The 14,081-nt window shown below is 55.5% G+C and carries 7 protein-coding genes; 2 read left to right on the forward strand and 5 right to left on the reverse strand.

What is annotated here, in order from left to right; all coding sequences use genetic code 11:
• Positions 1-117 precede the first annotated feature (117 nt).
• The 4 genes from EJA71_RS22130 to EJA71_RS22145 all read right to left on the reverse strand — a co-directional run bounded on the left by EJA71_RS22130 (position 118) and on the right by EJA71_RS22145 (position 9,671).
• Complete coding sequence (locus EJA71_RS22130; RefSeq protein ID WP_158959658.1) at positions 118-3,630, reverse strand: dermonecrotic toxin domain-containing protein; 3,513 nt, start codon at positions 3,628-3,630, stop codon at positions 118-120.
• A 160-nt stretch (positions 3,631-3,790) separates the two neighbouring features.
• On the reverse strand, positions 3,791-6,346 hold the full coding sequence (locus EJA71_RS22135; RefSeq protein ID WP_158959659.1) for a LuxR C-terminal-related transcriptional regulator: 2,556 nt from the start codon (positions 6,344-6,346) through the stop codon (positions 3,791-3,793).
• Positions 6,347-6,486: 140 nt separating this feature from the next.
• Positions 6,487-7,854 carry a DUF1329 domain-containing protein gene (locus EJA71_RS22140; RefSeq protein WP_158959660.1) on the reverse strand — a complete coding sequence of 456 codons (1,368 nt, stop codon included), beginning with the start codon at positions 7,852-7,854 and terminating at the stop codon, positions 6,487-6,489.
• Positions 7,855-7,877: 23 nt separating this feature from the next.
• Positions 7,878-9,671: a DUF1302 domain-containing protein gene (locus EJA71_RS22145; protein ID WP_158959661.1), complete on the reverse strand. Its 1,794-nt coding sequence runs from the start codon at positions 9,669-9,671 to the stop codon at positions 7,878-7,880.
• Positions 9,672-10,377: 706 nt separating this feature from the next.
• Between EJA71_RS22145 and EJA71_RS22150 the strand changes: the two genes are divergently transcribed.
• Positions 10,378-12,681: an S-type pyocin domain-containing protein gene (locus tag EJA71_RS22150; RefSeq protein WP_158959662.1), complete on the forward strand. Its 2,304-nt coding sequence runs from the start codon at positions 10,378-10,380 to the stop codon at positions 12,679-12,681.
• Complete coding sequence (locus tag EJA71_RS22155) at positions 12,681-12,941, forward strand: hypothetical protein (RefSeq protein ID WP_158959663.1); 261 nt, start codon at positions 12,681-12,683, stop codon at positions 12,939-12,941. Before EJA71_RS22150 ends, EJA71_RS22155 begins: the two co-directional genes overlap by 1 nt.
• A 42-nt stretch (positions 12,942-12,983) precedes the next feature.
• On the opposite strand, the gene EJA71_RS22160 is transcribed toward EJA71_RS22155, so the two are convergent.
• Positions 12,984-13,895, reverse strand: a complete 912-nt coding sequence (locus EJA71_RS22160; RefSeq protein WP_158959664.1) for an SDR family oxidoreductase — start codon at positions 13,893-13,895, stop codon at positions 12,984-12,986.
• Positions 13,896-14,081: the final 186 nt, after the last annotated feature.

Consider the following 14,081-nt stretch of genomic DNA (forward strand, 5'->3'; position numbering starts at 1 on the left):
GACGCAGCGAATAATCGCTGCGTCGCCGGGCCGTCAGATTGGCGGATGGGTTTTGAGCCATCAACTTGCTGCCAGGACCCTCTATAAATAATCCGTCGAGGGGGCACTTGAGTCGAGTTAGCCCAAGATGCGCACGGTTCCATCGACTGCGGGCGGCGATGCAATAGCCGACGTGATATAGCTGATACCGACTGGAACACCGGTGACTGCCGATACGAGGTCGGCAATGTCTCGGACAGTCGACAACATCGCTAGTGGGTTAACCGGACTGCCGATGCCCGCCACCTTGCCGACATACAGCATAATCGCGCCGCGCCAAGCACTGGCGAACAACTCATTGGCCTTCTCATCGTTGCCCAAGCTTGCCGCCATAACCCCTTGAATCACTGAATGAGTGATGCGCAACACACTCACTGCCAGGCCAAGCGGTGGAATGAACATCGAAGCCACGTCCAATGCAAAATCGATGAGGATTTTCGCGTCTTTCCACAGTTCCTCAGAAGGACTGGTCGTTTGATAATCCACGTCTGCAATGAAACGCTGGATCATCTCTTTATATTGCTGCTGAAACGATCGCACTTGATAGCTATTGCGCAATACGGGCGCCGGCGTTACTCCTGGCTTGTAGTGCAGATACGTAGCTAACACGTTCTGGATGACCTCCAGATGTTCAGAGCGTGTAACTTTCAGAATATCTTTTTTGAAAAAAGAATTCTTCAACTGATCCGCCAGTTGCTCGACGGGGAAAAAGTCCTTGCCGTTATAGGTATTGGGGACGTAGATGATCGACTCCTGTCGACCATTGGCAGTGCGACTGAAGACGTAAGCGCCCTCCAGCTTTCGTCCTTCCAGCGTAAATTCCCAGACATCGTTCCCTGGGGGCTGCCCAGTATTGATCCCGCCCAGACGAGGCAAATCGTTATCCAGTCCATTGATCAACCCAGTCAGCCAATCGAGTTGATCTTGAGTAAGCTCGCCCTTCATCTTTTGCAGGAGGACTGCGCGGTACATTTCGTTTTGCTTCACCCTGCGATAAAGCTCTACTTTCATCGAAACATCATTGGCTTCGAGGAACTTCGACCGGATGTACGCGAGGTATTTCTCGCCCGGCATCAGATCGATCAGATCGTTTATCAGTCTGGCATTCAACGCTGCGATAGGCTGATTGCTGAACGACCAGAAAGTCGCCTGACGCATTTGATCCTTGAGAGCATCAATGTCGCCACCGATTGGCAAACGCGTCCCGCCCAAAAACAGTTTTTCAAAAATGGAAACATCCGCTCGCCACATCTGCCACTGAATAAACAGCTCAGTGAGACTGATTTTCGACTGAGCATGAAATTTGACCCATACCTCATCGGGATTAATGTCGATATCGATCCCCGTGCGATTCAAATACTCAGTCACGGTTTTCTTCACCAAATCGCTGGAAAATCTCTTGAAAGGAATAATTTCTAGCTTTTCTTTGGACGCCTCATAAAGCGCCTTGTGATCGGAGTTTAATCGATTGTACCGACACTGCTCATCAACAGAAGCACGTCGATACCAACGCGGAGTGGCCAGTTCTATTTCATCATTTTCACAGCGCACAAGATTTTTCGCACTTGCTTGCAGCGGCGCTTTTTCAGACTCATTACGCAACTCGACAGCATCCGACATCTGACCATCAAAAAGGATTGTGGGCTGTGGAAGTGCAGTTTCCCCCGCTGGCAGTGGCTTCTTATAAAAATACCCTTGTCGCTCAAAGTACTGCGCAGTGTCGGGTTTCTTCAACCAACCGAATACCGTTCCCCGCAAAGTGTCTATGTCAGCGAACTGGAACCACTCCTGACCCGACGGGAACCCCGGGACATTAAGCACATGAAGGTCGCGGTCCCCGGGAATGCCTCTGCGGCGATAGACCACCAAATCCTTACAAGATCCAAAACCCCAGCCGGCTGCCAGTCGTTTCGTCTCAATGCTGTTATCGCCGAAGTTGTAACGCATCACCATATCGTTAGCTATCGATGTCACCTGTCTTTGTACAACCGCAGAGAAAATACTCAGCGCTGTTTTGCGTCCCAATACCTCACGCAAGGATTCAACAACGTCATCATCGGCAAAAGTAAACGCTCTCGCGATAATATAATTATTCCGAATATTCAATTGTTTGATAGCGCGGAGGATGTTGGCCGAACTCAATTTTGGATTATCTGTTTTCCCCACGACCTCAATGGCAAACTGTCCCTTTTCATCGTGAGCACCATACATAAAGACTTGCGTGAGTGTTTTTCTTTCCTTTAACTCAATGCGCTTACCGTCTGCCAACCTCACCGTATGCGTAACGATTACATAAATCGTATCCGGATCAACCAGTTCGTCGGGGCCAGGGGAAATGAATTCCTCGACAGCCGCCCGGGCATAGTCTTTAAGGGACGTTACAAGCCTGGTTAACTCATGAAATTTGACCTGGCTTTCCAAAAGACGCTGTTCCAGACCGAGGTAGAGCTCCTGGTTCAGGCTGCTGGTTTTTTTCAACCAGTTCGGCCACGCGTTTTTTTGCATCGATCGGACAATTTGCGCGTGCCGCGAGAAGGCAAAGCGCGGTAAATCGACCAGCCGTTGTGCTTCTTCCAACCTTGAAACGGCGCCGTTGAATTCCCGAGTAGTCGAATTAAGAGCCTCAAGCAGAGGAGGAAGGTCATTTTTCAGAGTGGTGAGTACGCTGTCACAACCATACTGGAACAAATCTCCGGTCACTTTCAGAAAGCGGATTTTGGCCGCCGCCGGGATGGAGGATCGATCCTCAACGGCCAGCGAAAGCAGAGCAGACTGACGACTGTCAGTCTGCGCCAGACGCTGCTCAAGGGCTTTTTGCAAACTCATAGAATCAGCAAACACTTCTCCCCCGTGGCTGGGCATATATAAGAATATTTTCTTGTCACCACGCGGAATAAGTTCTTCTTGTACGGGATCCAACAGAGGAAGCGCGAAAGCGCCGGGAAGTACGACATAACGACCATTCTTATCCTCCAGGCGTAACTCGTAAAACGAATGTTGTTGTCCACCTTGCGTGAGAAATGCAAGCGAGCGAAGGTCATCGGAGGTAACACCGAACGCCCCGACCGATGCATGCATTTCATCCCAGAAAAGCTTTTCCTGCACATTGGCCAATTCTGCCTTCCGCGAACCGCCTCTGACACTCGTGCCTGTTTTCGCATACGTTCGGCTCCAATACCGCTCAACCGTCGAAAGATATCGGTTGGAAAAATCATTCAACACGTCGTGAATGACCTTTTCGACGACGGCAATGCCCGGTGATTGCAGGATATGCTCCGCCCGCGTGGAGTTCGCGAACTCATAGACGGCATAACGTCCCGCGTCATATTGAGGCGAGCGGCCAGACCCAAAACACTCGAGAAACACATTTAGCAAGCTACCTAGCGGTACTTTCGCATTGCCCTCTGCACTTACACCCGAACGCAAGTTAATAAATATTTTACTGACGAAAACATCAGGATGGGTCTTCTGCAGTTCAGCCAGCAAACAATCCTGCACGGTGTTCGCGAAAGATGGAATGCGACCGATTTCCCGGCGTAGCGCAGCAACTCCATCACTGACCTTCGCGAGATTTCTGTTTGATTCACTCATACGTTACTTCCTTGTTAATTTAATCTCGATAGAAGCGAAGTGCGTCCATCAGGTGAAATCAAACTAACTCAGAGAGTAAAGCGGGGGATATACAGAATAGATTTCAAAAACTAAAAAAAACGTTAAAGCCCAATAAAAAAACATTGACCCGTCATTTATCTCAACTCATAAACCCCTGCCTTCTCGCCGTAGCCACTGCATGCGTGCGCCGCGCAACACCCAATTTTCCATATATTCTTCTCACATGCGTCTTAACAGTATGCAATGAAATGAAAAGCTTTTTGGCTATTTGCAGATTCGAATCCCCCAATGCAATCATCTGCAACACCTGAAGTTCTCGCTGACTTAGCGAGCTGCGCTGCAGAGCCAGCAACTGGCTATTGTTTTCCACACCTTCAACTACCTCATTAAATAACAATTCAGGTTGACGCAATTCAAATTCGCGACGCAACTGCTGCAAATTATATTTATCAACAAGCGCAAGCGCTTGCAGTTGATGTTCTTGCGAGACGAGCGTTTTGGAAGACAAGGAAGTGACCTCTGCGAGAGCAAAATGCAATTCAACTTCCAGTAGCAGCGACCCGCTCTGTTGCGCTTTGTGTAGTTGAGAAAGCAATGCAGCATAACCACTGTCACTGACTCGCTGATGCATGTGCGCGATGATGAGCAAATATTCAAGGCGCGCAATCAACTCAAGGGTTGCCGGTGGCGCCTGCCGTGCCTGGGTACCACGGAAGTGGCGCAACACTCGGCTCAGGGCTTCTTCAGCCAGTTCCGCCCGCCCCTGTTGTAACCAGAACTGACTGCTGACTTGCAGCAAGACCCCGCGATACACCGTGTCCGGAATCTGCCGTTGTTGCATCAGTCGCTCGGCATCGCGCAGGCGACCAAAAGCTTCTGCGTAGTCTTGATGATTGGCCGCCAGTTGCGCCAATCCCAGAAAACCATAAAGCACACGCTTGTCATGGCTGCGCAGACAATCGTCCAGACCGCTGCGAAAAAACTCGGCCGCGCGTGCTTCCTGGCCCATGCACAGCGCCAACCGGCCACGCCGCAAGGCGATGCGCCCGCGCAACGGCACCGGTGCGGACTCCCGCTGTTCGAGCAACGTCTGCATGTTAGCCAATAGCTGTTCAGCCCGAGCCGGGGCACCCCGCTGTTCGAGCCACTGCGCGTGATCCAGTTCTAGCAGACCCTCGAACAACAATGAATCTTGCGCCCTGGCCAGACACAACGCCTCACGGTTGATGGCGTAGGCCAAGTCCAGCTCACCGCTAAGCAAGGCTTGCTGGGTTTGACCTGACAGGCACAACAGCCGCGCCGTCCAGGCGTCAGCGTTCAACTCCGCCAGCGCCTCCTGAAAATGCTCGCGAGCCGCCGTCATCCGCCCCTGTAAATGCAGGAGCCAGCCTTGCAGCGCCTGCCAACGGGCGATCCATTGCCGCTGCTGCCGCGCTGACGGTTGCGGAACGAATCGCGCCATGTGTTCGATGCAGGCGGCGGCCTGTTCGAAGCGCCCGGCAAACAGCAATGCGGCAGTGATCAGCCCGACCTGTTGCGGTGAACACAGGGTCAGCTCTTCGCCCTGCTGCTCGTGCAGACGCAGTAACAGCACGACGGTTTGATCTTCGAACAGATCCTCGAAAGTGAAATGCTGCAACAGGCTGATCGCCACTTCGTATTCTTGCGCGTGCAAGGCTTGTTCGAATGCCGCCCGCCACTCCTCCCGCGCGCAAAACCATTGGCATGCGAGGCGATGCCACGACCGGCCCTGCGGCCAATGCACTTCTTGCATCACCCGGGTCAACGGCGGAAAAACCTGCAGCCACTCATGGGATGCCTGCCAAGGTTCAATGAAGCAACCCAGAAGCTGCAACTCGCGCAGGTACTGCGCGCCTTCAACAGCGCCAAACAAATGGTCACAGAGTTGCGCATTGAAACGCGGCAGGTGTGCCAGCACGCGCCAGGCTTCGGCCAGCTCCGGCGAAAGATGGCTGAAGAGTTCGTGTTGCAGGTAGTCGAACAGCGTGTCGGTGCGCTGCTGCGGCTGAGGGTTTTGCGCCCAGTCGCACTTCTGCAACAGTGCCATGCGCACGCCCGCGCACCAGCCTCCGGTGCGCGACACAATGCGTGCGGCCACACTGCAAGCCTGCTCGGCAGGCAGATGGGTCAACGCCTGGGCAATCTCCTGCGCGGTCAGCGCCAGCGTCGTGCTGTCACACTCGTGGAGTTCGTCATCCAGCAGCAGACGCGGCCAGTTGCACGGCGGCCGCCGACGCGTGGCGATCCACCAGGTGAGCGCCGGATTGTTCAGAGCCAGCAAGCGATCAAGTAGGGCATCGACTGCTGGCTCGGGGTGGCGACAATAATCGTCGAGCACCAGCCAGGTCGGCTGCGACACGCGATGCAATGCCGTGCGAATGTCCTCTTCATCGGCATCGGTCAAACCCAGTGCCTGCCCCAGGCGCAGGCAAAAACCTTCAACACTCAACGCGGCGCCCGCCAGGGCAAGCCAATGCACGGCGCACGACGTTGGAGCCTGCAACATGCATTCGGTGAGCAACGCACTCTTGCCACTGCCTGCCGGTGCACAGAGCAACCTGACCCGCGCCATCGATTCCAGCAATGGCCCGCTCAAGCGCCCACGCGATTGATGATGGGACGACAGTCTGGGCAAGAATCCCGGGCGATCCAGGCACGAATTCATAGCGGTCATCGCAGTGCGCCTTTTTATAGTTGTCCGGCAACCCTAGCCCTCTGCGAGCAGGTTGTTGACGAGTATTCAGCGCGCTGATTGATGCCCATAAAAAAGGCGACCGTACGGTCGCCTTTTGTCTTGCCGATGTATCAAAACCGTTACCGCACGCCCTCGGTACGCAGGGCCGATGGCGTGAAGTCGGCGGCTTTGGCTTCGAAGCCGAATTCGAAGCTGTGCTTCTCTTCGTTCTTCATCCCCAAGGCAATGTAGCGACCGGCAATGATGTCGTAGAGCGCTTCGAGCGTGTAAGCCTGCGCCTGGTGATCGTAGTAATACTGCGCGTGACCTTCGGCGACACGCCACAGTTGCCCGCGACCATCGTAGTGATCAGCCAGCGCCACTTGCCAGCTGTCCTCGTCGATGTACATGTGGCGTTTGGCGTAGATGTGCCGTTCGTTCGGCTTGACGGTGCCGATCACCTCCCAGACACGGTGCAGTTCATAGCGAGTCAGGTCCTGATTGATGTGCCCGGCTTTGACCACGTCGTCGTACTTGAGGCTCGGCGAGTCGAGTTTGTAGCTGTTGTACGGAATGTACATTTCCTTTTTGCCAACCAGTTTCCAGTCATAGCGATCCGGGGCGCCGGAGAACATGTCGAAGTTGTCGGAAGTGCGCAAGCCATCGGCTGCCGTGCCCGGGCCGTCGTAGGCCACTTGCGGGGCGCGACGCACGCGGCGCTGGCCGGCGTTGTAGATCCACGCCAGGCGCGGTTCCTTCACCTGATCGAGGGTTTCGTGGACCAGCAACACGTTACCGGCCAAACGCGCCGGCGCGGTGACCGACTGCTTGAAGAAGGTCAGCACGTTGGCGGCTTTGTCCGGGTCGATGTCCTTCATCAATTGCGGCACGGCGATCACTTCTTCAAAGCGGATCGGCGTGTAGCTGCCGTTGGTTTGCGGGGTCACCTGAGTGATGATGCGTTTGACGTTGCCACCGTGATAACGGGTGATGTGGTTCCACAACACCTCGACGCCGTTCTTCGGAATCGGGAACGCGTAGTAACGATTGCCGGTGAAGTTGGCGAGGCCGTTTCCGTCGTTGATCGTGGTCACATTCAGTGCGCTGCGCTTGGCCGATTCGTAGATGTCCGCCGGTGCGGCGACGGTACGGTGGGTCGGATAGACCGGAATCTTGTAGGTTTCCGGGTAGCGTTTGAACATCGCCACTTGGCCGTCGGAGAGCTTGTCCTTGTACTTGTCGACGTTCGCTGCGGTGATGGTGAATAACGGTTTTTCACTGGCAAACGGGTCGGCCAGAAAACCTTTGCTGTCCACCGCACCGGCGTTTTTTGGCAGACCGCCGGTCCATGCCGGGATCGAGCCGTCGGCATTGCCGGCCTTCTCGGCGCCGAGCGGGGTCAGGCTGGTGCCGAGTTTGTTGGCTTCATCCGGCGACACCGCCGCCATCACATTGGCCGCCAGCAGACTCAGGGCCAGCACGCCACATTGCAGAATCATTTTGCGCATTGCAGTCATCCTTCTCGGGCAGATCAGAAGTTCACGCCGAAGCTCAGGGCCACGAAGTCACGGTCTTCGAGGACGTTGTAATCACCACCGAAGAAATCGGTGTAACTGAGGCTCGCGGTGTAGGTGTTGCGGTAGTCGGCATCGACGCCGACGCTGATTGCTTTCGCGCCTTCGTTGAACAGGCCGTTGGGGCCATAACCGGCAACGTCATGCGACCAGGACAGGTTCGGTTTGAGGTTGATCCCGCCGATCACGTTGGCGTAATCGAGGATGGCCCGGGCGCGATAGCCCCACGAGGTCGAGGTGACGAAGCCGTCGGTGTCGCCACCGAAACCGTATTGGCCATACACCGAATCGCGGCCATAACGCAGCTGGCTGCGCGGCTCCAGTCCGCCGACGTGCACCACCGCAGCTTCACCGACTACGGTCAGACGCTCGGCGCCCAAGACCTGATCGAAGAAGTGCGTGAGGGTGCTCTGAATCTGCGTGACTTCCTTGCGGCGGTAACCCTTGTTGTCGGCGCCTGGTGAAGTGGTCAGCGGCGAAGCGGTGCCGCCGGCAATCGGGTTGAGCAGCGCCAGGGTCAGGTCGTTGGTGTTGACCTGCACGGGAGCGTTGGGCCGATAGCTGATCTCGCCAGTCCACGCTGTGCCGGTGGGCAGCGTGGTGGAGAAACTCGCGCCGTAGAGGCGAATGTCTTCCGGGTATTCCAGATAATACTGACCGCGCCCGAGCATCACGCTTTGCGCCAGCCCCGCCCCGCTGCCGGGGGCCAGACCATTGGCGATGCCGACCATCGCCGGCAATGCCGAGAGGGTCGAAAGCCCAGCGGTGGTGGTGCCCACCGACGGCGTGCGGCTGTGGTAATTCATGAAATAGAGGCCGTACTCGGTGTCATCTCCGAGCCAGCGCAATGCCGTGCCCCACTGCCCGGAATCCCGCGCATCGCGGTCGCCGCCACGGGGAATCACCACGCCTTCGCGCGTCACCTGAATGCCTTGGCCAAACGCGGTGGTCAACGGCACCAGCGGTGCCACCGCCGGGCTGCCAACGGTGTAGCCGTTGTTGCAGCCATCCGCCGCCACATCGACGCCGAAAAACGTGCCGCAGTTGTCGAGAACGGTCTGGTCCCATTCCAGCTGATAGAAACCTTCGACCGAGAGTTTGTCCGTCAGGCTCTGCGAACCGAACAGCATGTTCACCGGGATCAGGCCTTCCTTGATCTCTGCTCCGGGACGCCGGAACGCCGAAACGTCGATCGGGTTGATGCTGTTGATCGAGTTACCGATGAAAGTACTTTCACCCCAACTCACCACCTGCTTGCCCGCCCGCACGGTGCCCGGCAGATCGGCGATGGTGTAGTTGTGATAAACGAACGCATCGAGGATCTGCGCGCCGGACGACTTGGCGCCCTCCTTGCGGCCGCTGTCGCTGATCGGCTTGAACTCGCGGTCTTCGTCCTTGAGTTCGAAGTCGTACCAATACTTGCCACGCACGAACACACCGGTGTCGCCGTACTTCAGTTCGAGGTCGTGAATACCTTTGAAGATTTTCGAGAAGGTCTCGCCCTTCTTGAAGTTCAGGCGCCCGTCATCACCGGTCGAGGATTGCCCAGTGCCACCGTTGACCGTGCCGACCAACGACTTGTCGGCATCGCGCATGCCCCAACTGGCACCGACCGAGAGCGACGAGTCGAACGTCCCCTCGATCTCGCCGATATTGAACGAAACCGCGTGCGCCTGGGCACAGCAACCCAGAGCCACCGCGGCGGCCAGCGCCTGCGGTGTGAAGATGGCGCGCATTGTTGTTTTTGTCATGCGTCTTCCCCGGTGAGTGACAGAAGGCCCCACCCTACTGCCGGGCAACCGGGTCGATAAGCGCACCAAGGAGGTATTCGCGTTGTCGCTCGAAAGGATGAATACCCACACGGGACGTGGCTTTGCGCGACTCATGAGTGAGCTGGATGGAGGATCATCAATGCAGCGCATGGCGCACATCGGGTCACGGGACTGTTGCATGCCCCGCAACAGTGCATGTCCGGAATCGGTATTTTTCCTACACCCTCAAGACCTTATTCTGAACGCGCTTTCACGGCAGCCGCCGAAAAGCGCGAAGCACTGGCCATGAGGAACTCTGGCCATTGCTGACAGATTTCAGATGAATCGACGTTTTCGGTTTATCGCCCCGGTGTTCACTGACGTTGATTTGTAGCTCCTTGATCCAACGTCTTACCTTGGCCGCTGCGTTTGCAGCGGCCTTTTTTATGCCTGGGGAAAATCAGCAGGCGCGCCCCGTATAACTTTCCGCGAACCATGTCGGAGATTTCTTTTTACGCAAAAGAATTCTCCTCGCGAAATTATCCGCCCTCGAAAGTTCGCACAAAACAACATCTGGTTACTCACGGTCTTCTCAGACTCGTTAACCGCAGGTTTCTTGTAACTTGAAACGAATCAATTATTCGCGAATGCCATCATTACCGATGGGCATTTAGCGGCGATCACGCACATTCAAAAGGATATGGATATGCAGAAGCCTACGTCTTACGAAATAGATCCTATTGTCACCACAGCAGTGCAGCCCCCCGGCTTCAAATCCCTGCAAGAGACTGAAGTTGAAATATTGCGCAGCGGCGTATTTGGTACCCCGGGAAATCACAGCACATACGAACAACAAGTTCAGAGCTTTCTTATTCCGTTGCCAAATGAGTTCGCCCAGAGAAGCGCGCAGATTAATCAAACTATCGAAGCTGATCTGGCTAGGGTTCGCCTCGAAGGCTCAACTCACGCACTTCCACCCGCCGAATCGATCATTCGCGAATTGGCCGTCCGCAACACAGTCATTCAACGAAAGAATCTTGAGTTTCAGCAACACACTTCAATCGCTCAACGTTTCTACGGTGAAGACCCCCTAGGCAAAACGGCGCATCAATTTCTCGCCCGCGCTGCAACATTTGACCGTCACCTCCGGCCCAACGGACCGGCGTTTACCCAATGGCGGCAATCTTACCGGTCCGCCCATGAAGCACGGCTGCTGACACAGACTCTCGCGGTTCTGCATCAGCAACAGATCAATGTGCAGAATTGGCTGAACGCCGTACAGGCGAATAATCAAACCCACGCAGCTGCAGCGGAAACTCAACGGTTGGCAGCCGAACGTGCGCGCATTGCTGCGGAGCAGCAACGCCTAAGAGCCGTTGCCGAAAAGGCACGCCGAGACCAGGAGGAAATCCGTGTTCGTGAGCAGGAACGGCTTGCCACGTTGGCGAAGAAGCAGCGTCGAGACGCTCATCTCGCCCATGTGGCAGCCGACATTGCGCGGCAAAATATTGAAAAAGAAACTCAGGAAAGAGATCGGATAGCCACGTTGAAAGCAGCACTGGTCGAAGCTGAATTCAAGGCCGATGCCGCCGCGAAAGAGTTCGTCGTCGAGCAAAATAGGCTCCAAGCTGAAACGCAAGCGCGTATCGACGCTATCCAGCAGCAACTGGAAACAGAAAAAAGAAGTTTGGAAATTCGCCGCAAAGTCATTGATACCGCGACCTCCGTAGCTCGGCGACAGGCACAACTGGCGACATCCAATATTCAACAGCAGAACGAGACGGAACCGGGCCAGCAACCTGCCGAAACCGTGGTTCAACTTGGCACCGAGGGCCCCGGACAGGATCCTCACACGCCGGAGTTTCATCAGGTCTATCCGGCTTTGGGCGCAATTGCCAGCACCCAGCCGTCCCTCTCTTTCAGCTCGGCGTCCGTGCGCCTCGCCCCTGCAACTTCAAAGGCAATACTCGCAGCTTTGCGAGTGGGAGTGGCAACCCTCACGGCCATCGGAACGGTATTGCTAAGTCCGGTTGTGGTCGGCTTCGCAGCCTTGGTAATGCCTTCGCGGCTGGGCAATGGAGAACGCTTTGCCTTGAGCGTGCCATTGGCTGAGTTGTCGTCGGTGCCTCCACAAACATTGCGCGATATAGCAGACCGACAAGGCACATTGGAAATGCCCGTGGGGCTGGGCGTGAGGCCACTAGGTTCAGGCACGGAGGTGTTCGTCTCCACCGCTGACAACTTTCACATTCGGTCGAGTGTTCTCGTTCTGAATGCTGCTTACGACTTGCTCAACGACGTTTACGAAGCCGTGCTGCCCGACTCTCCGACGGACTTCCTCACTTGGACACCGATCAATTCACCGGACAACAGCTCGACTGAATCGCCCATGGTGGATACCGATCCGCCTGACTACTCCGGGGCGACGATTATCCCGGTTGAAGGACGCCTGGATCTCAATCCGATCCTGGTAGAGGGCTGGGAGCGATTCATCATCGTGTTTCCGGATGACTCGGGGATTGCGCCGCTTTATGTGGTGTTTAGCAATCCGTACGGGGGTGTCGCGGACGGAGAACACAGCGGGCGAAGTTTCAACCCCGAAGAAACCGGTTTACCGGTTACACGCTCGGACTGGGCACCTGCCATCATCGCAAACAACGGAGTTAATATCGTGAAGCTTCACACTTCAAAGTTCCTAGAGTCTGATGCGAATAAAATAATGATTGATCGTCTAGAACGAATTTCTCGAGGAGAACTAGAGGTAACCGATACCGACAAACGCTTCTACACTCATGAGATCAGAGAATTCGAAAGGCTTAAAGCCTTGGGATATGGTGACACGGAAATGCCCGATCCAGACTCTTCCGTATGGAACGACGTCCACACTGCCACACTGGAGGATTACAAGCTTAATGATGATCCTGCGTTGCTATATACACCAGAGGCATTGGAAGCTGCTAGGCGACAGGAAGAGCGTGATTATCAGAAGTTTCTTAAGGAGCTGTGGTAATGAATAGCATTGAGCAAATTGTGAAAAATGAATCATTGGATGACATTGTCACCGTATTCTCACTCTTCAAACCAAATCCGCATCTGGACATGATGATCAGGCGATACAACCGAGGTTTGATCAGTCAATACCGAGCCCTTGAGGATGCCTACTCTCGACTCATTTTGTCTGGAGTACTTGCGCGCGGAGATAAAGGGTTAGCAATTAAAGGCCCCAACTGGAAGGCTCCACAATTCGTGACCGAAAAGCGATACGTTTAATAGCTTTGTAGCCACCAAGCTCTAGCTTGGTGGCCTCATTAATTAAAGCGAATACTTCTGCAAATTCGCCATCATTTCCTTCAGCGCTTCAATATTGTCCTTCGGATGCGCGGCCCCTTCGAAATCACAAATCTGCTGCCAATGCGCTGCGACATCCTCAGGCGAGAATCCTTCGCGCGGATCGAAGCCGGCACCGAGGCTGCGCTCCCAACGCACTTTGCCCATCCAGCCACCGCCAACTTCGAACAGCCCAGAGGTCTCTTGGCATTGCTCGCTGGCCAGATACACCACCAGTGGGCTGACCAGTTCCGGTTTCAGTTGTTCGAACACTTGCGGCGGGATCAGGCCTTCGGTCATGCGCGTGCCGCCGGTTGGGGCGATGGCGTTGACGAGGATGTTGTTCTTGCGGCCTTCGATGGCCAGGGTGCGGGTCAGGCCGTAGAGGCCGAGTTTGGCCATGCCGTAGTTGGACTGGCCGAAGTTGCCGTAGATGCCCGAGGTCGAGGCGGTGAAGATTACTCGCCCGTAGTTTTGCTCGCGCATGTGCGGCCACGCGGCGCGGGTGACTTTGTAGGCGCCTTCGACGTGGACGCGGTAAACCAGATCCCAATCGGCGTCGTCCATTTTGTGGAAGGTCTTGTCGCGCAGGATGCCGGCGTTGTTGACCACGACGTCGACGCGACCGAAAACGTCGAGGGCGTTTTGGACGAGTTTGTCGCCGTCGGTGACCGAGTCGTGATTGGCTTCGGCGGTGCCACCGGCTTCACGAATTTCGGCGACCACGCGGTCGGCGGCGGAGGCATTGGCGCCTTCACCCTGGGCCGAGCCGCCGAGGTCGTTGACCAGCACTTTCGCGCCTTGTTTGGCGAACAAAAGAGCGTGCGCCCGTCCGAGGCCACCACCGGCTCCGGTGACGATTACGACTTTATCTTGGAAACGCACAGACTCATTCATCGAGGCAACTCCAGCAGGCCAATGGGACATTGAGTCCGAGTGTCAGGCACCGGGCGTGGTGTCACAACGAACAGGGCTGGGGCTGAATGGTGTGCGATAAGGTTGGGGGATAGTCAGGTTTGAAAAGCAAAAGATCGCAGCCTTCGGCACCTCCTGCACAAATCTGTGCAGGAGCTGCCGAAGGCT

Origin of the sequence: Pseudomonas sp. PB106 (genome assembly GCF_009764645.1) — a bacterium.
Taxonomy (GTDB): domain Bacteria; phylum Pseudomonadota; class Gammaproteobacteria; order Pseudomonadales; family Pseudomonadaceae; genus Aquipseudomonas.

Excerpts from the sequence above, each read along its gene's own strand:
- EJA71_RS22130 (WP_158959658.1), bottom strand. The coding sequence starts at position 3,630 with ATGAGTGAATCAAACAGAAATCTCGCGAAGGTCAGTGATGGAGTTGCT.
- EJA71_RS22135 (WP_158959659.1), bottom strand. The coding sequence starts at position 6,346 with ATGACCGCTATGAATTCGTGCCTGGATCGCCCGGGATTCTTGCCCAGA.
- EJA71_RS22140 (WP_158959660.1), bottom strand. The coding sequence starts at position 7,854 with ATGCGCAAAATGATTCTGCAATGTGGCGTGCTGGCCCTGAGTCTGCTG.
- EJA71_RS22145 (WP_158959661.1), bottom strand. The coding sequence starts at position 9,671 with ATGACAAAAACAACAATGCGCGCCATCTTCACACCGCAGGCGCTGGCC.
- EJA71_RS22150 (WP_158959662.1), top strand. The coding sequence starts at position 10,378 with ATGCAGAAGCCTACGTCTTACGAAATAGATCCTATTGTCACCACAGCA.
- EJA71_RS22155 (WP_158959663.1), top strand. The coding sequence starts at position 12,681 with ATGAATAGCATTGAGCAAATTGTGAAAAATGAATCATTGGATGACATT.
- EJA71_RS22160 (WP_158959664.1), bottom strand. The coding sequence starts at position 13,895 with ATGAATGAGTCTGTGCGTTTCCAAGATAAAGTCGTAATCGTCACCGGA.